The 17,433-nt window shown below is 74.3% G+C and carries 17 protein-coding genes; 9 read left to right on the top strand and 8 right to left on the bottom strand.

Going from position 1 to position 17,433, the window contains the following annotated elements; translation table 11 throughout:
- The 4 genes from G011_RS32715 to G011_RS0128690 all read left to right on the top strand — a co-directional run.
- Window positions 1-216: HNH endonuclease (locus tag G011_RS32715; protein ID WP_231391623.1), on the top strand; the 216-nt coding region annotated here is incomplete at its 5' end.
- A 553-nt stretch (window positions 217-769) separates the two neighbouring features.
- The gene (locus G011_RS0128700) at window positions 770-3,874 is read left to right on the top strand and encodes an SNF2-related protein (RefSeq protein WP_019611489.1); all 3,105 of its coding nucleotides are present in this window, start codon (window positions 770-772) and stop codon (window positions 3,872-3,874) included.
- Window positions 3,871-4,605: a hypothetical protein gene (locus G011_RS0128695; protein WP_019611488.1), complete on the top strand. Its 735-nt coding sequence runs from the start codon at window positions 3,871-3,873 to the stop codon at window positions 4,603-4,605. Before G011_RS0128700 ends, G011_RS0128695 begins: the two co-directional genes overlap by 4 nt.
- Before the next feature lie 122 nt (window positions 4,606-4,727).
- Window positions 4,728-5,564 (top strand): SAM-dependent methyltransferase, encoded by an 837-nt coding sequence (locus G011_RS0128690; RefSeq protein ID WP_019611487.1) that lies wholly within the window; start codon window positions 4,728-4,730, stop codon window positions 5,562-5,564.
- Between the two features lie 148 nt (window positions 5,565-5,712).
- On the opposite strand, the gene G011_RS0128685 is transcribed toward G011_RS0128690, so the two are convergent.
- From G011_RS0128685 to G011_RS0128665, 5 genes are all read right to left on the bottom strand, one after another.
- The gene (locus tag G011_RS0128685) at window positions 5,713-6,045 is read right to left on the bottom strand and encodes a carboxymuconolactone decarboxylase family protein (RefSeq protein ID WP_231391622.1); all 333 of its coding nucleotides are present in this window, start codon (window positions 6,043-6,045) and stop codon (window positions 5,713-5,715) included.
- A gap of 12 nt (window positions 6,046-6,057) precedes the next feature.
- Window positions 6,058-6,849, bottom strand: coding sequence for a 3-oxoadipate enol-lactonase (pcaD, locus tag G011_RS0128680; RefSeq protein WP_019611485.1), 792 nt, complete (start codon window positions 6,847-6,849; stop codon window positions 6,058-6,060).
- Window positions 6,850-7,136: 287 nt separating this feature from the next.
- The gene (locus G011_RS0128675; RefSeq protein ID WP_019611484.1) at window positions 7,137-7,892 is read right to left on the bottom strand and encodes a 3-oxoadipate--succinyl-CoA transferase subunit B; all 756 of its coding nucleotides are present in this window, start codon (window positions 7,890-7,892) and stop codon (window positions 7,137-7,139) included.
- A complete protein-coding gene (locus G011_RS0128670; RefSeq protein WP_019611483.1) occupies window positions 7,889-8,761 on the bottom strand; it encodes a CoA transferase subunit A in 873 nt (290 codons plus the stop codon). Before G011_RS0128670 ends, G011_RS0128675 begins: the two co-directional genes overlap by 4 nt.
- 236 nt (window positions 8,762-8,997) lie before the next feature.
- Window positions 8,998-9,666, bottom strand: coding sequence for a sulfotransferase family protein (locus G011_RS0128665; protein WP_019611482.1), 669 nt, complete (start codon window positions 9,664-9,666; stop codon window positions 8,998-9,000).
- Window positions 9,667-10,028: 362 nt separating this feature from the next.
- Here G011_RS0128665 and G011_RS0128660 point away from each other — a divergent pair, with 362 nt between their 5' ends.
- The gene (locus G011_RS0128660) at window positions 10,029-10,832 is read left to right on the top strand and encodes an IclR family transcriptional regulator C-terminal domain-containing protein (protein WP_019611481.1); all 804 of its coding nucleotides are present in this window, start codon (window positions 10,029-10,031) and stop codon (window positions 10,830-10,832) included.
- 223 nt (window positions 10,833-11,055) lie between these two features.
- On the opposite strand, the gene G011_RS0128655 is transcribed toward G011_RS0128660, so the two are convergent.
- Window positions 11,056-11,580, bottom strand: a complete 525-nt coding sequence (locus G011_RS0128655) for a CGNR zinc finger domain-containing protein (RefSeq protein ID WP_026338759.1) — start codon at window positions 11,578-11,580, stop codon at window positions 11,056-11,058.
- Window positions 11,581-11,605: 25 nt separating this feature from the next.
- On the opposite strand from G011_RS0128655, the gene G011_RS32260 reads away from it, so the two are divergent.
- The gene (locus G011_RS32260) at window positions 11,606-11,773 is read left to right on the top strand and encodes a hypothetical protein (RefSeq protein ID WP_019611479.1); all 168 of its coding nucleotides are present in this window, start codon (window positions 11,606-11,608) and stop codon (window positions 11,771-11,773) included.
- 20 nt (window positions 11,774-11,793) lie between these two features.
- Here the strand turns inward: G011_RS32260 and G011_RS0128645 are convergent, their stop codons facing one another.
- On the bottom strand, window positions 11,794-12,195 hold the full coding sequence (locus tag G011_RS0128645) for an ACT domain-containing protein (RefSeq protein ID WP_019611478.1): 402 nt from the start codon (window positions 12,193-12,195) through the stop codon (window positions 11,794-11,796).
- A 168-nt stretch (window positions 12,196-12,363) separates the two neighbouring features.
- On the opposite strand from G011_RS0128645, the gene G011_RS0128640 reads away from it, so the two are divergent.
- Entirely contained in the window at window positions 12,364-13,245 is an 882-nt protein-coding gene (locus G011_RS0128640) for an aldo/keto reductase (protein WP_019611477.1), read from the top strand.
- A gap of 302 nt (window positions 13,246-13,547) precedes the next feature.
- A complete protein-coding gene (locus G011_RS0128635; protein WP_019611476.1) occupies window positions 13,548-14,429 on the top strand; it encodes an aldo/keto reductase in 882 nt (293 codons plus the stop codon).
- A gap of 107 nt (window positions 14,430-14,536) precedes the next feature.
- Here the strand turns inward: G011_RS0128635 and G011_RS0128630 are convergent, their stop codons facing one another.
- Window positions 14,537-15,058, bottom strand: coding sequence for a GNAT family N-acetyltransferase (locus G011_RS0128630; RefSeq protein ID WP_026338758.1), 522 nt, complete (start codon window positions 15,056-15,058; stop codon window positions 14,537-14,539).
- Between the two features lie 456 nt (window positions 15,059-15,514).
- On the opposite strand from G011_RS0128630, the gene G011_RS0128625 reads away from it, so the two are divergent.
- Entirely contained in the window at window positions 15,515-17,350 is a 1,836-nt protein-coding gene (locus G011_RS0128625) for a glycoside hydrolase family 13 protein (RefSeq protein ID WP_019611474.1), read from the top strand.
- Window positions 17,351-17,433: the final 83 nt, after the last annotated feature.

Genomic DNA, 17,433 nt, shown 5'->3' with positions numbered 1-17,433 from the left:
GAAGTACCGGTGGCGTTGTGCCAAGCCGACCACGTCACCTCCTTCTCCCGAGGAGGGCGCACGGTGGTGGCCAACCTGCAACCGTTGTGCGGGCCGCACAACCGGGCCAAATACCAACGCGAACTCCGCACACACCACCAAGGACAAGGACGAGGACGGCGGCGGGGAGGAGACCACCCACCCGGCAGGGACCCGGATCCACCACCCCGGGAATGACCCCCGGCCGTGCCGGTCCCCGGCATGCCCGCGCCCGGCATGCCCGCACCCGGCAGGCAGCCCGGGCTCCGCGCCCACCGTGGTCGCTGCCACCGTCGCCCACCCCGCCCCGGGGGCCGGGACCGCTGCCCGAAGCCGGAGGGCCCGCTCGCCTTTGGTGCCAACGCAGCAAACCCCCACCACGCGCGAACAACAAGCGTTGGTCACCCTCCCACACCACTACGCGGCAGCTGGCGACGCCGCCACCGGCCACCACCCGCAGGTGGAGCGTTGAACGGAGCCCCCAGACACCCGCCGCCTTCGCTGCCGACGCAGCAAACCCCCACCACCCCCTAACCCCCACCGTTGAACGCCCTCCCCCACCACTACGCGGCAGCTGGTGCCATCGCCGGAGAGAGCAACCACCCCCGCCCCCACCGTTGAACGCCCTCCCGCAGCAACACCTGTGACAGGTCCGGGGGACTTCCGGCAAGGGCCCGCCACCGAGCGCGAGACGCTCCTCCTCCCAGGCGCGCGTCACGGTCTGTCGCCGCCCCCGGCCATACTGGGGCCGATGGTCGGCGAGGACGCGGGAGGTGCGGTGCGGGTTCTGCACGGCGTGTGGGCCGGAGACGCGCTGGCGGTGTGGGCCGAGTCCGACCTGGCCGGGTCCTCCCCCTCCACCCCTCCTCCGGTCGGGGGCGCGCACGGCCGTGCGCGCCCGCACCCGTTCGCCCTGGGAGCCCGCGACCTGAGCGCACTCCTGGTGGACGCGGGGGTCGGGGCGGACTCCGCCACGCACGGCACCCTGGACCTGTCCCTGCCCGGGGACACCTCCGCCCCCTTCCCCTCCACCGGCGCCCCCGGTACCGCACCGGCCGCCTTCCACCCCTGGCGGGTGCCCGCCCTGCGGCTGGACGCCGCCTCCGCCGAGGCCCTCCTGGCCGCATCCGCACAGGACATCCCCGGCACCGCCTCCGGACCCTCGCTGGCCCACCTGCGCGCGGTCCGCGACTTCGCCGAACTCCTGGTCACCTCCGGGTGCGTGCTGCCCGACCTGGTGGGCGACCCCGCCCGGGCCCGCTGGCGGCCCGCGCCGCTGGACTGGGCGGAGGAGCACCTGGCCGCGCTCACCGGCGCCCTGCCGCCCTCCGCCCGCGCCCACCTGCCCGGGGAGCCGCCCGACGCGATCGCCCGGGCCTGCGTGCTCGCCCCCCTGGAACTGCTCACCGACGCGGTGGCCCGCCGCCTGTCCCGTCCCCGCCGCGCGCACCGGGCCCGAACCAACCCGGTAGGCCGGGGCCGGACCAGCCCGGTAGACCGGGGCCGGACCAGCCCGGAACAGACCTCCGACGACGGCGCCGCCCCCGGCCAGCGGCTGGCCGCCGCGCTCACCGGCGCCCCGGACGGGATCGACGCCGACACCGCCGCCCGGCTGCGCGGACCCCTGCGCGAGTGGCGCTCGCGGGTGCGCGGCGCGGGGCGGGCGGCGCTGCTGTTCCTGCTGCGCGAACCCGACCGGGCGGGGCCGTGGGCTCTGGAGTTCTGGGTGCGCTCGGTCAGCGACCCCGGCCTGCGCCTGCCCCTGGAACAGGTGTGGCAGGGCGAGGGCGCCGCCTGGCTGCCCGCCGACGTGGGCGCCACCGCCCTGGCCGACCTGCGCCGGGCCGCGCGCCACCACCCGCCGCTGCGCCGCGCGCTGCGCGACCTGGCCCCGGCCCGGCTGCTGATGAGCACGGAGGACACCGAGCGGTTCGTGGCCGAGGGAGCCGCCCGGCTGAGCGGCGCCGGGTTCGGGGTGGTCCTGCCCGAGTGGCGCGGCAGACCCGCCCTGGGCCTGCGGGTGGCGGTCGAGGAGGCGCCCCGCCGACGCGGGGGCGGCGGGGTGGGCCCCTCCGAGCTGGTCAACGTGTCCTTCGAGGCCCTGCTCCAGGGGCGCGACGGCGAGGAGTCCGTACCGCTCGGCGAGGACGAGCTGGCCGAACTCGCCGAGCTGGCCCGCCTCAAGCGTTCGCTGGTGCGTGTGCGCGGCCGGTGGCTGGAGGTGGACCCCGAGCGGCTCAGCGCCACCCTGGACCTGGTCAAGCGGCGCGGCGGCCACTGGATGCGCACCGACGAGGCGCTGCGCACGGCCATCGGGGTGGAGGGCACCACTCCCCTGCCGGTGGCCGACGCGGTCGCCTCCGGTCCGCTGGGCGCGCTGCTGGACGGGGGCGCCAAGGCCGAGCCGCGCCCGATGGGCACACCGTCCGGTTTCCGGGGTTCGCTGCGCCCCTACCAGGACCGGGGCGCGTCGTGGCTGCGCTTCCTGGGCGAGCTGGGCCTGGGCGCGGTCCTGGCCGACGACATGGGCCTGGGCAAGACCGTGCAGCTGCTGGCCCTGCTCACCGACGAGCGGCTGCGCGAACCCGCTCCGGGGCCGACCCTGCTGGTGTGCCCGGTCTCGCTCGTGGGCAACTGGCGTCGCGAGGCCGAGCGGTTCGCGCCCTCGCTGCGGGTGCACGTCCAGCACGGCCCGGACCGGCCCTCGGGCAACGCCCTGGCCCGCCTGGTGGGCTCGTGCGACCTGGTCGTCACCACCTACGGCGTGGTCACCCGCGACAGCGAGGAGCTGGCGGGCATGCCCTGGCACCGGGTGGTGTGCGACGAGGCGCAGGCGCTCAAGAACCACGGCACCCGGCAGGCCCGCGCGGTGCGGTCGCTGCCCGCGGCCACGCGGATCGCGCTCACCGGCACCCCGGTGGAGAACAACCTGGGCGAGCTGTGGTCGGTGATGGAGTTCGCCAACCCGGGGCTGCTGGGCACGGCGGCGGCCTTCGAGCGGGCGGTCGAGGGCGAGGAGGGGCCCGACACCGCGCTGGTGCGCCGCATGACCGGGCCGTTCGTGCTGCGCCGCCTCAAGACCGACCGGTCGATCATCGCCGACCTGCCCGAGAAGCTGGAGATGCGCACCTGGTGCACGCTCACCCCGGAGCAGGCCTCGCTGTACAAGGCGGTGGTGGACGAGATGGGCGAGCGGCTGGCCGAGGCGACCGAGAAGGAGCGCAAGGGGCTGGTGCTGGCGACGATGTCGCGGCTCAAGCAGATCTGCAACCACCCGGCGCAGTTCCTGGGGGACGGCTCGGCGCTGTCGGGGCGCTCGGGCAAGCTGGAGCGGGTGGAGGCGATCCTGGCCTCGGCCGCGGCCGAGGGCGACAAGGCCCTGTGCTTCACCCAGTACGCGCGCTTCGGTGAGCGCCTGGCCCCCTACCTGCGTTCGCGTCTGGGGGTGCCGGTGCTGTGGCTGCACGGGGGCACTCCGAGGGCGGAGCGGGAGGAGATGACGCAGCGCTTCCAGGAGATGGAGGGCCCGGCGGTGTTCCTGCTCTCGCTCAAGGCCGCCGGGACGGGGCTGAACCTGACCGCGGCCAACCACGTGGTGCACGTGGACCGCTGGTGGAACCCGGCGGTGGAGAACCAGGCCACCGACCGGGCGTTCCGGATCGGCCAGCGGCGGGACGTGCAGGTGCGCAAGATGGTGTGCGTGGGCACGGTCGAGGAGCGGGTGGACGAGATGATCGAGCGCAAGAGCGCGCTGGCCGACGGCGCCGTGGCCACCGGTGAGGCGTGGCTGACCGGTTTGTCCGTCCAGGACCTGCGCGAGGTCGTGCGGTTGTCCCCGGAGGCGGTGGCCGAGTGAGCGCGTGGTCGCCGCTGTTCGCGCAGGCCCTGGGAGAGCCGGGCCCGGCCGCCGGGAACGCGCGGGTGGAGCGGCTGTCGGTGCGTCCGGGCGAGGTCACGGGGCGGGTGCGCGGCCCGGGCGCGCACGAGGTGAGCCTGATCCGCACGGTGCCGCCGGAGGCCGAGTGGGAGCGCCTGTGCGCCGCGCTGGCCTCCCAGCCGGTGTTCCGCGCCCGGATCCTGGCCGGTGAGCTGCCGGTGGCGGCGGCCCGGGTGTTCTCGCTGCTGGGGTGGGACCTGGTGCCGCGCGGGTGGGACGCGTTGGTGGCGACCTGCTCCTGTGACCGCTGGGACGCCAGGTGCGCGCACCTGGTGGCGGCGGTGGCGGAGCTGGGCGCCGAGGCCGACCGCGACCCGTTCGTGCTGACCCGGTGGCTGGGCCGGGAGCGGCGCGCGCTCGTGGCGCAGGTCAAAGCGTTTTCCACGGCCACCGCAAAAGGATTTTCAGGCGAAGATCCGACAATCGGGAGAAATGACGGAGAAGCGGTATTGGATACCGTCGACGAACCGCCTCCCCCGGCGAACACGGCGGACCCCGGCTCGGCCGCCGCGTTCTGGTCCGCGCCGCCGCTTCCCGCCCGGCCGAGCCCCCCGGAGGGCTCCGGCGAGCGCGTCAGGGCCGCGGCTCCCGGGCTCGTGGCCGATCATCTGCCCGGTTTCGGACAACCGCGAACAGGGACCGGAACGTGAGCGTATAGGGCGCCGAATACGCACTTCGAACTTTGTTGTGGAAAACTCCACAAGGACGTGGGATCACGGTTACCATTCGGCCAGAGAACTCGCCTCGTCACTTCATCGGATGGGTATCCTTCATGGCCGATCACTTCCCCCCCAACATCGACATGGAAACCCCCAGCATCGCACGCATGTACGACTACCTCCTGGGGGGTAAGGACAACTTCGAGGCCGACCGCAAGGCCTGCGAGGCGCTCGCGGACGGCGTCCCCGAACTGGTCGCCTTCGCCAACGACAACCGCGCCTACCTCTCGCGCGCGGTGGAGTACGTGGCGGCCCAGGGGGTGGAGCAGTTCCTCGATCTGGGGGCCGGGCTGCCCACCGCCAACAACACGCACCACGCCGCCCAGCAGGCCAACCCGCGGGCCCGGGTGGTCTACGTCGATCACGACCCCATCGTGCTCGCGCACGGCCGGGCGCTGATCAGCGACAGCGGGCAGACCTCGTTCCTGCTGGCCGACATCCGCGACACCGAGGAGATCCTGGGCTCCCCCGAGACCACCAGGCTCATCGACACCGACCTGCCCGTGTGCGTGATGCTGGTCTCGCTGCTGCACTGCATCCCCGACGACAGCGACCCCTTCGGCATGGTGCGCGCCCTCATGGACCGTCTGGCCCCGGGATCGTGTCTGATCTCCTCCCACATCGTCTCCGACGATCCGGCCTCCGCCGCGTGGATGACCGACAAGATCCTGTCCTTCGGCACCCCGTGGGGCCGGGTGCGCAGCCCCGAGGAGGCCTCGGCGGTCTTCGACGGCCTGGAGCTGGCCAGCCCCTGGACCGACGGGCGCGACGGGGGCCCCCGCGCGGTGGACTGCGCCACCTGGCGCCACCCGGAGATCGACCCGGTGTTCCGTCCCGCCGACCCCAAGGTCAAGCTGTGGGAGCTGGCTGGCGTGGCCTTCAAGCGCTGACCCGGCGGCCAGGCGCGACGTGGCCCGTGCCCGACCGGGTGTGTCCGGGTGGAGGACCCCGGTCGGCATCGCGCCGCGGACCCCGCGCCCCGGGCCGGGTGCGCGGGGGCGCTGGTCAGCGCACGACCCTGACCAGCGCTCCTCATCTCTACCCGCCCTGTTCGGCGAGGACCTCCCGGGCGGTGCCGAAGGCCCGGTTGAGGGCGGGCACTCCGCAGTAGACGGCGGCCTGGAGGAACACCTCGCCGATCTCGTCGGGCTCCAGCCCGTTGCACGGGGCGGCGCGCACGTGCACGGCCAGCTCGTCCCAGTGCCCGTGCGCGACCAGCGCGGTGAGCACCATGCGGCTGCGGGTGCGGCGGTCCAGGCCCGGACGGGCCCAGAGCTCGTCCCGGGCGTAGCGGGTGATGAGGTCCTGGAACGGTTCGGTGAAGCCGGTCGTGCGCGCCCGGGCCCGATCCACGTGCTCGTCGCCCGGCACGGCGCGGCACACCTACGTCCCCGCTCCGGGACGGTCGGCGGACGCGAAGTGCTGGGTGAGCAGGGTGTTGACCTCGGCGCTGCGCTGCCAGGACAGCAGGTGCGCGGCCTCCTCCAGGACCACCAGGCGCGCGCCGGGGACGCGCTCGGCGATCAGCTCGGCGTTCCCGGCGGGCGGCGTGGAGGGGTCGTCGGCCCCGGCGACGACCAGCGTGGGCGCGCTGATCCGGTGCAGGTCCTCGCGCACGTCGTGGGTCCCGATGGCCTCGCAGCAGCCCGCGTACCCCTCCGGCGCGGTGGCGGCGACCTGGTCCCGCAGCACGGCGACCTCGGCCGGGCGGTCCTCGGCGAAGGCCGGGGTGAACCAGCGCTCCACCACCGAGTCCGCCACGGCCCCGGTGCCCTCGGCGCGCACCAGCGCGGCGCGGTCCCGCCAGTTCCGGGCCGGGCCCATGTGGGGGGAGGTGGCCAGCAGGGCCAGGCGGTCGATGCGCCCGGGGTGGTGGACGGCCAGCCACTGGCCGACCATGCCGCCGATGGACAGCCCCGCGTAGTGGGCGCGTTCGATGCCCAGCCGGTCCATCAGCGCGATGACGTCGCCGCCCAGGTCGGCCATGCTGTAGGGCCCCTCGGGGACGGGTGAGTCACCGTGTCCGCGGTGGTCGAAGCGGATCACCCGGAAGACGGTCGAGAGGGCCTCGACCTGCGGGTCCCACATCCGCGTGGTGGTGCCCAGGGAGCCGCCGAGCAGCAGGGGCGGCGCGTCGGCCGGTCCGCTCTCTGTGTGGTGCAGGTCAACGCTCATCGAATCCTCGTGTTCCTTCGTCGCTGTGGGTGGTTCCCGTGCGGCCGGTGTCCGCCAGGGGGCCGGCGCCTCCCCCGTGGTCGACACCCGCCGCGCGCTCAGTCCGCGCGACCGGCGCCGACCCCGGGGCCGGTGTCGGCCGCCTCGCCGGTCCTACCCGATCCTGCGCGGGTGACCCGGTCGGTGAACACCGGGGCCGGGCCCAGGTATCCGGCCGTGCACGGTGACGCGCTGGCCCCGGGGCTTCCCCTCGTGCTGGCGGGTGGGGCCGTGGTCGAGGGCGCCCCTCAGGCGGCCTCGGTCAGGGAGCGCACCACCGCCAGCTCCTCGCCCGTGGGCTCGGGGGTGACGGCGAGGTCGTCGGCCACGGCGAGGTTCCAGCCGGTGGCCTCGCGGACCGCGTCCGCCTCCACTCCCGGGTGCACGCCGGTCAGGACGAGTTCGCGGGTGAGGGGGTCGGGTTCGAGCACGCCGAGGTCGGTGATCACCCGCACCGGACCGGCGCCGCGCAGGCCCAGGCGCTCGCGGTCGCCGGGGCCCGAGCCGTGGCCGACCGAGGTGACGAAGTCGACCCGGTCCACGAGGGCGCGGCGGCTGTGCCGCATGATGACGATGACCTCGCGGCAGGAGGCGGCGATCTCGGGGGCGCCGCCCGCCCCGGGCAGGCGCACCTTCGGGTCGGCGTAGTCGCCGATGACGGTGGTGTTGATGTTGGCGTACCGGTCGATCTGGGCGGCGCCGAGGAAGCCGACGTCGATCCGTCCGGCCTGGAGCCAGTAGTTGAAGACCTCGGGGACCGAGACCACGGTGTCGGCGGTGTCGGCGAGGACGCCGTCGCCGATGGACAGCGGCAGGTGGTCGGGGACGGCGCCCAGGGTGCCGGACTCGTAGACCATCCACAGGCCCGGCGCGTGGGTGCGGCGGGCCACGTTCGCGGCGGTGCTGGGCAGGCCGATGCCGACGAAGCAGGACATCCCGTCGCGCAGCGAGCGCGCCGCGGTGACGGTCATGATCTCGTCGGAGGTCCAGGTCACGGTGGTCACGTGCCTCTCCCCGCAGGTTCGGTGTCGCCGGTGCCGGAGGCCGCGGGCGAGGCGGGGACGGAGGAGGCCCCGGCGCCGTTAGTGAGGTCCGCGAGCCAGGCGGTGAAGGCCCCGCGGTCGCGGCCGACGGCGTCCCAGGCGCGGTAGGCCTCGTTGTCGCGCTCGTAGTAGCCGTGGGCGTAGGAGGGCGCGGCGCCGCCGGGGACGACGCTGACCCGGTCGACCACGCGCGCTGGCAGGACGACCTGGCCGGGGACGGGGTCGAGGGTGTCCACGACCTCCTCGACGGTGGCCAGGGCGCGGTCGGCGGCCAGGACGGCCTCCTTCTGGATGCCGGTGATGCCCCACAGCTGCACGTTGCCGCGGCGGTCGGCGCGCTGGGCGTGCACGATGGTGACGTCGGGGTTCAGGGCGGGCACGGCGGCCAGTTCCTGTCCGCTGAAGGGGCAGGTGACGTACCTGATGTCGGGGTTGTTGGCGACCAGGTCGGTGCCGGAGTAGCCCCGCAGGATGGCGAAGGGCAGGCCGGAGGCGCCCGCGACGTAGCGGTTGGCCATTCCGGCGTGGCTGTGCTCCTCGATCTCCAGGGGCACGGGCCAGGAGGAGGTGACGGCGTCGCGGAAGCGGTGCAGCGAGCCGACCCCGGGGTTGCCGCCCCAGGAGAAGACGAGCTTGCTGGCGCACCCGGCGCCGATGAGCTGGTCGTAGACGATGTCGGGGGTCATGCGCACCAGCGTGAGGTCGCGCAGGCCCTGGCGGATGATCTCGTGCCCCGCCGCCACGGGGATGAGATGGGTGAACCCCTCCAGTGCGACGGTGTCGCCGTCGTGGACGAGCTCGCGTACCGCCTCGTCCAGGGGCACGATCATGGAGCACTCCTGTTCGGCTTCCGAATGGTTGTTCTCAGAGCGAACATCCCGGCTATGACGGTAACGCCGTTCCCCAGCGTGGTCAAGGCACGCGTGAGGACCGCACCGTGCGTGCGGCGGACGGACTCACGACGGACCGGAAGGCTCGCCGAGACGCCACGAAGGCCAGGCGCCGGGAGCGGGTGGAGCGGGATCGGGCTCAGGCGGCGCGGAGCCCGGCCGGAGGGGGCTTCCGGTCAGGTCGCGGGTTCGCCGCGGCGCCACCTCTCGTGCTTGGCGCGCATCTCCTCGGTGTCGTTGAGGCGGGGGAAGGGCTCGTCGGGGACGTCGGCGCCCAGGAAGGCGCACAGGCGCTCCCACCCCTCCCCTGCCCGGTACACCAGCAGCCGGTCGGCCGGGACCTCCGCGACCACACGGGCCGTGTGCCGTTCGAAGGCCGCCACCGCGGTCGCCTCGTCGGGGTTCCCGCCGGAGGGGACCCCGAAGTGCGCGAGCCACATGCGGTCCAGAAGGGGGAGGATCGTGCCCAGCAGGGGCGGAACCCCCACTCCGGTCGGCTTGCCCCCGGCTTCGCTCACGATCTTGAAGATGGTCGCGCGCATGCTCTCGTACCACCGGTGCGGGTCGCGGACGGTGAGCAGGATCCTCGCGTCCGGGAAGGCGTCGGCGAGTTCGCGCCAGAAGAACGAGAGCGGCCAGTCCACGCCCGAGCGCCAGCCCTCCAGCAGGCGTGCCCAGTCCACCTCCCCGGCGGGGGTGTCCGCGATCCCGGCCCAGCGGGCCGCCAGGTCCGAGGAGTCCAGCACCTCGGACATGTGGTGGCAGGGGCCGAAGCCGAGCCGTTCCAGCGCGGCCTTCATCGACGTCGTCCCGGTGCGCGGGAAGCCCGCTCCGATCACGTCCACCGTCGTCCCCCTCGGTCGTCGCAGGGCTTGGCGCCCGGAGCAGGGGCGCCCCCCTGGTCACTTTCCGTTGTAGCACGAACACTCCGGGCGTGAGGGGCTGTCGCCGATATCCGGTCGGGACGGCCCCGGCGGAAGGCTGGTGGCGACCCCGGCGGGAGGACCGCCCGCACCGCCAGGGGGGTCGGGGCGCCGCCGGGGAGAGCGCGCGCTCCCCTTCCCCGGCGGACCCTTCCGGCGGACGCGGCGGCGCCGGATGCCCCCGTGGCGCCCCGGGAAAGGTCTCCGCCGCTCCGTCCGACCGGTGTGAGAACCTTTCCGGGGGCCGCGGCCAGCCGCCCCCGCAACCGAACCGGGAAGAGCAGATGCCGACCGAAGAAGAAGAGGCCCGCGGCGCCCACTTCGTGCAGTCCCTGGAGCGCGGCCTGACGGTCATCCGCGCCTTCTCCGCCGAGCGGCGCTCCATGACGCTCAGCGAGGTCGCGCGCGAGACCGACCTGACCCGCGCCGCCGCACGCCGCTTCCTGCTCACACTGGTGGACCTGGGCTACGTGCGCACCGACGGCAGGCTGTTCTCGCTCACGCCGCGCGTGCTGGAGCTGGGTTACGCCTACGTGGCCTCCGCCGGGCTGCCCGACGTGGCCCAGCCCCACCTGGAGGACCTGTCCGCCCGGGTGCACGAGTCCGCCTCGGTGTCGGTGCTGGAGGGAGACGACGTGCTCTACGTGGCGCGTGTGGCGACCTCACGGATCATGGCGGTGGCCATCCGGGTGGGCACCCGCTTCCCCGCCTCGGCCACCTCGATGGGCCGGGTGCTGCTGGCCGGGCACGACGACCGGAACCTGGACGCCTACCTCGCGCGGGTGGAGCTGGCCCCGCTGACCCGGTTCACCATCACCGACCCGGCCGAGCTGCGCGCCGAGCTGGAACGGGTGCGCGAGCAGGGTTACGCCATCGTCGACCAGGAGCTGGAGGAGGGCCTGCGTTCGCTGGCCGCGCCCATCCGCGACGGCTCGGGCCGGGTGATCGCGGCCGCGAACGTGTCCGCGCACGCCAACCGGGCCTCGATCGAGGACGTGCGCCGCGACCTGCTGCCCGCGCTGCTGGAGACCACCGCGCGCATCGAGACCGACCTGGCCTCGGTGGCGCGCCGCGACGCGGGTTCCTGACCCCCCGCCCTCCGGTTGCGGGCCGCCCGGCGACGCGGGAGCCCTCCCGGCGAGGGCCTGGCCGGTGGCGCCCGAATCGCACCGCGACGCGGGAGGCTTCGGCGAAGGTCTGGTGGCGCCCTGAACGCCCCCGCCGCGACGCGGGCTCCGACTTCACCGGGGCGCGGTCGTGGGCCGGGCCGCGCGTCAGGGCCCCGGGGCGGATGGTCGGCCGGGCCGCGCGTCAGGGCCGGGCCGCCCGGGCGCGGTGGCGCCGGACGGCGTCGCGGTTGCCGCAGGCGGGCGAGCAGTAGCGCTGGCGTCCGCCGCGCGAGAAGTCGGCGTAGACGCGGTCGCAGCCGTGCGCCGCGCACCGGCCGAGCCGGTCCATGCCCCGGCCGGTCAGGTGCAGGGCGGTGCCGACGGAGACCAGCGCGGCCACCTGACGGTGGGCGGGCAGCAGGTCGGGGCGGTAGTGCAGGTGCCAGCCGGTACCCGCGTGGTCGGTCAGGCGCGGGGCGGCGGAGAACTCGATGAGCAGCGGGTTGAGCCGGTCCGCGCGGGCGGGCGCGTCGGGGGCGTCCACCACCCGCGTCCAGCGCCTCAGGAACTCACCGACGGCGGCCACGTCGTCCTCGCCGACGGGGCGTTCGAGGAGGAAGCCCACTTCCGCGCAGCGGCGCTCCAGGTCCGACACACCGCTCAGCGGCCGGTTGACCAGGTCCACGGCCAGGGTCACCGGGTCCCGACCGTAAGGGTTGAGATGCATAATGCCATTACACCAGACTGGCCCGATGCACACACGGCACGAACACCACTGGACCACCGAGTCGGACCACACCACCAGCGAGGGCGTCGTCGCCTACCAGCGCTGCGCGTGCGGAGGACGCAGGGTGATCCTGACCCGGGCCTTCGGGCTGCTCCAGGACGACCTGGCCTCGGTCGGCCCCGCGCGGGGGTGAGCCGGCGCGGTGGCGTGGGCTCAGCCCCCTTCGGAGCCGAGGAGGGCCCGCAGCACCGCCACCGCCCGCTCCCCCGCCTCCTCGGGCACGAACACGTGGTCGTGGTGGAAGCCGGACACCACGTCGTACGGCAGACCGGCTCCGGTCAGCGCGGCGGCCACCGCCGCCACCAGCGCCACCCCCTGCGCCCCGGCGGGGGCCTCCAGCGTGATCCAGGCGAGCGCGTCGTCGTGGGGCAGCCCGGCCGCGTCGGCCTCCTCACGCGGGCACACCACGGTCAGGGCCTCGTCCTCAGCCACCGTGACCACCGGACGCACCCCCTCGGGCAGGGACGCGCGGTCCGGCACGGTGGTGAAGACGTAACCGCCCGGGCGCAGCCGGACCCGCGTTCCCGCCAGCAACCGCTCCAGCTCCCCCGCCACCCGGTCCCCCTCCCCCGCGCACCCGTGGCGCCTTGCGGGCGCGCGCCGCCTCCTGAGATCCTGCCCGCAACACCGCCGGGGACGCGAATCCACGCATATGGGAACCGTGCGGCGCCCCCGCCTGGAAGTTCTGAGCACACGGCCCCAGCGCCGTCCGGAAGGGACACCGTGACCGACCTACACGCCACACCACACATCGCCCGGGAGTCGGGAACCTTCGCCATCGGCGGCGACCTGCCGGTGCACCGCCTGGGCTTCGGGGCGATGCGCATCGTCGGCGAGGGGGTGTGGGGGCCGCCCCGCGACCGCGACGAGGCCCTGTCGGTGCTGCGGCGCGCGGTCGAGCTGGGCGTGAACTTCATCGACACCGCCGACTCCTACGGACCCCAGATCAGCGAACAGCTGATCCGCGAGGCGCTCTACCCCTACGCCGACGACCTGGTCATCGGCACCAAGGCGGGTTTCGCGCGCACCGGACCGGCGCAGTGGCACATACTGGGCCGCCCCGAGTACCTCAAGCAGCAGGTGGAGCTGAGCCTGCGCAACCTGGGGCTGGAGAGGATCGACCTGCTCCAGCTGCACCGGATCGACCCCGAGGTGCCGCTGGCCGACCAACTGGGCGCCCTGGTGGAGCTGCGCGAACAGGGCAAGATCCGCCACATCGGACTGAGCGAGGTGACGGTGGACGAGCTGTCCGCCGCCCGCGCGGTCACGCCGGTGGCGTCGGTGCAGAACCAGTACGCGCCGTCGTTCCGCCAGTCCGAGGACGTGCTGGAACAGTGCGAGAAGGACGGGACGGCCTTCCTGCCCTGGGCTCCGGTCGGACGCGGCGAGCTGGCGGGGCCGGGTTCCCCGCTGACCGCGATGGCGGCGGAACACGGGGTGACCCCGGTACAGCTGGCCCTGGCCTGGCTGCTGCACCGCTCGCCGGTCATGCTGCCGATCCCGGGCACGTCACGGGTGGCGCACCTGGAGGAGAACACGGCCGCCGCCGCGGTGCGGCTGACGGAGGCCGAGACCGAGCGCATCAGCCAGTACCTGGGCACCTGATCCGGGTTCCGCCGGAACCGCGTCGCGGACTCCGGGCCCCGGGGTCCGCGGCGGGGCCGCCCGCACCGCGCGCACCGGACGGGCGCCGGGCACCGGGCAAAAGCACCGTTGACGGACTTCCTCCCCCGCGGGGCCGCGCGGAGTCAGGATTGGGCTCCGACGCGCCCCGTGGTTGCTTGCGACCGGTCCCACCTGCTGAGATTCTTCCCGGGACACCGCCGGAGGCCCGGTCTCGCGCGTCCCCGCCCGGTTCCCGCCCCGGCTCCGCACGCTCGGCCCAGCGCCGTCCGGAAGGAACCCTCATGACCGACGTACACACCACACCGCACACCGCCCGGGAGTCGGGAACCCTCGTGATCGGCGGCGATCTGCGGGTGCACCGCCTGGGCTACGGCTCCATGCAGCTCGTCGGCCCGGGGGCGTGGGGCCCGCCCCGCGACCGCGACGAGGCCCTGGCCGTGCTGCGGCGCGCGGTCGAGCTGGGCGTGGACTTCATCGACACCGCCGACTGCTACGGCCCCCAGATCAGCGAGCAGCTGATCCGCGAGGCGCTGCACCCCTACCCCGAGGACCTGGTCATCACCACCAAGGTGGGCTTCGCCCTCACCGGGCCGGGTGAGTGGCACCCCCTGGGCCGCCCCGAGTACCTCAAGCAGCAGGCGGAGCTGAGCCTGCGCAACCTGGGGCTGGAGAGGATCGACCTGCTCCAGCTGCACCGGATCGACACCCGGGTGCCGCTGGCCGACCAGCTCGGCGCCCTGGTGGAGCTGCGCGAACAGGGCAAGGTCCGCCACATCGGAATGACGGGGGTGACCCTGGAGCAGCTCTCGGCGGCCCGCGCGATCACACCGGTGGCGTCGGTGCAGAACTGGTACGGTCCGATCTCGCGCAAGTGCGAGGACGTGCTGGAACAGTGCGAGAGGGACGGGACGGCCTTCCTGCCCTGGGCTCCGCTGGGGCGCGGCGAGCTGGCGGGGCCGGACTCGCCCCTGGCCCCGCTGGCCGCCGAGCACGGGGTCACCCCGGCGCAACTGGCGCTGGCGTGGCTGCTGCACCACTCGCCGGTCATGCTGCCGATCCCGGGCACGTCACGGGTGGCGCACCTGGAGGAGAACACGGCCGCCGCCGCGATCAGGCTGACGGAGGCCGAGACCGAGCGCATCGCCAAGTTCCTGGACGGCTGAGCCCGTGAACGCGTGCGGCCCCGCCGGGAGACCGGCGGGGCCGCACGTGTCCGGAGCGGGCGGCGTCCGCCGCCCCACGGGGGCCGGCTGCGGGCCGTTCGCCCGGTTCAGCTCGGGCGCAGGCGAAAGACCTGCAGGCGCATGTCGTAGTACTTCTCGGTCTCGCCGACCCACTCCATGCCCAGTCTGCGCGCCACGGCCATCGCCCGCTCGTTGTTGGGACGCGCGACCGCGAAGACCTCCTCGATGCCCTGTTTGAACGCCCACGCGATGATGGCCTGGCTGGCCTCGGTGGCGTACCCCTGGCCCCACACGTCGGGACGCAGCGCCCAGGACAGTTCGAAGTCCTCCTCGAAGGGCGGCAGGAGCTTGAGCGAGAGCCCTCCCACGAGCTGGCCGTCCTCCTCCCGGACGATGGCCCAACGCCCCGCGGGCGGAATCAGGTTGGGACCCGCCTCGACCCAGGCGTGCAGAACCAGGCGCATCGCGTCGGTGTCGTGCACCGGATGCCATTCCGGCGTCAGCCAGTGCGCGACCTCGTCGGCCCCGTAGACGCGCAGGGCCTCCTCGGCGTCGTCCAGCTGCCACTCCCGGATGAGGAGTCGGTCGGTCGGCAACTCAAGGCTCATGTCACCACCGTAACCCGGGACAAACCACCACGACAGGGGGGAAGGGCAACGGACTCGGCATCCGGACGGAGGGGCGCACCCCCGCCCGTCGACCCGTCCGTGTCCGCGGACGCCGGGCCCCGCGAACAGGCCGCGAACCGGTCCGTCACGACCCCTTTACACCGCGTATCGCGGCCGTTAGGGTGACCAGCACGGCTGGGAGCGCTCCCAGGCAGGCGGCCCCGACACGCAACCGCCGGCCCGCCTCCGGCGCCCGCGGAGCCGCCCCCGACTCCCTGGGGCCTCATGCGCGGGACACCGCCGGGAAGCACCATGCGCCACAAGACCCGGGCTGGTGCTTGAAGGATTCGCGACGCCCGACTCCCGTTGCGATACTGACCAGTCCGGACCGGACCCCGCCGCCCACGCGGCGGGGTCCGCTCACGTGTCAGCACCCCACAGCCCAGGAGCCGCCCCATGAAGTTCGTCCGCGACCCCCACCACGACGGATCCCCCGACCACGTCAGCGTCGGGGAGGGCCGGGCGCGACTGCGCGTGCGCGTGCCCGGGGGCGCGGACGCGGTGTACGCCCGCGTGGTGGAGGACGGCGAGGGCGTCACCTTCCGGGCGGAGAGGACGCACGCCTCGGGCGGCGCCGTCTGGTTCGAGGCGAGCGTGCCGCTGCGCCCGGTGGTGACCAACTACCGGTTCGCGATCGTGCGCGGCACCGAGTACACCTGGCTCAACCAGGAGGGCGTCCACGGGCACGAGGTGACCGACGCGGCGGACTTCCGGCTGATCGACGGTCCCCCGCCGCCCGCGTGGGTCCCGGGCACGAGCGTCTACCAGATCTTCCCGGACCGCTTCGCCCGCGACGACGACTCCGTCGATCCCCCGGCCGAGCACCCCGACTGGGCGCTGCCCCGCTCCTGGGACGACGAGCCCTCCGCCTTCGGGCTGACCGCGACCCGCGAGTACTTCGGCGGCACGCTCGACGGGGTCCGTCGCCGCCTGGACCACCTGGCCGCGCTGGGCGTGGAGGTGGTCTACCTGACCCCCGTCTTCCCGGCGCGCTCCACGCACCGCTACGACGCGGCCACCTTCTCCGAGGTGGACCCGCTGCTGGGCGGGGACCGGGCCCTGCGGGAACTGGCGCGGGCCGCGCACGAGCGCGGCATGCGGGTGATGGGCGACCTGACCACCAACCACACCGGGGACGCCCACGAGTGGTTCCTGGCGGCGCGGGCCGACGCGGACTCCGCCGAGGCGGGGTTCTACCACTTCACCGACCACCCGGACGGCTACGTGGGCTGGCTGGGTGTGCCCAGCCTGCCCAAGCTGGACTACTCCTCGGCCGAACTGCGGCGCAGGGTCTACGGCGCCGACGACTCGGTGCTCGTGGGCTGGCTGACCGGGCCGGACGCGCTGGACGGCTGGCGCGTCGACGTGGCCAACATGACCGGGCGCAACGGCGCGCAGGACCTCAACCGCGAGGTCTCCGGGGAGATCGCGGCGCGGATGCGCGAGGTGGACGACCGGCGGGGCGGCGACGGTTCGTGGCTGCTGGCCGAGCACTTCCACGACGCGGGCCCCGACACCCACCACGACGGGTGGCACGGGGTGATGAACTACGCCGGGTTCACCCGGCCGGTGTGGACCTGGCTGAACACCGCGCCCGAGCACGTGCGCTACCTGCGCACGGACTCGCCGCTGCCGCGCAGCGGCGCCGAACAGGCGGTGCGGGCGATGCGCGCGACCAACGCCGGGCTGCCGTGGCGGGTGCTGACGCACAGCGTGAACGCGCTGAGCACGCACGACTCGACGCGCTTTCGGACCGTGGTGGGCGGCGACGCCGACCGGCACGAGGTCGGGGTGGCGGCGCAGGTGACCCTGCCCGGTGTGCCGTTCGTGTTCGCGGGCGACGAGATCGGCATGGAGGGCGTGGACGGGGAGAACGCCCGCAGACCCATGCCCTGGCACCGGCCCGAGGCGTGGGACACGGGGACGATGGAGGCGCACACCCGGCTGCTGGCCCTGCGCCGGGAGCTGCCCGCGCTCCAGATCGGCGGCCTGCGCTGGTTGGACGCGGGGCCCCATCACATGACGTTCCTGCGCTCGCTCGAAGGCCGGGTGGTGCTGGTGCACCTGGCCGACGGCCCGCACGAGGGACTGTCCGCGGCCCTGGCCGACCTGGACGTCTCGGGCCTGGAGGTGCTCGCCCGGGGCGGCGGGGCGCGGGCGGCCCTGGAGGGCGCGGAGCGGTTGGAGCTGGCGGCGGACGGGCCCGGCTACGTCATCGCGGCCGGGAGCTGACGCACCGGACCGGGGCGGCGTGACGGGTTCCGCGCCGCCCCGGCAGGAGTGGGGAGAGGGATGGAACGGGTGGCGGGGCGACC

Source organism: Nocardiopsis sp. CNS-639 (genome assembly GCF_000381685.1).
Taxonomy (GTDB): domain Bacteria; phylum Actinomycetota; class Actinomycetes; order Streptosporangiales; family Streptosporangiaceae; genus Nocardiopsis; species Nocardiopsis dassonvillei.
Note: the sequence above shows the minus strand (reverse complement) of the source record. Positions and strands in the feature narration are given on the sequence as shown.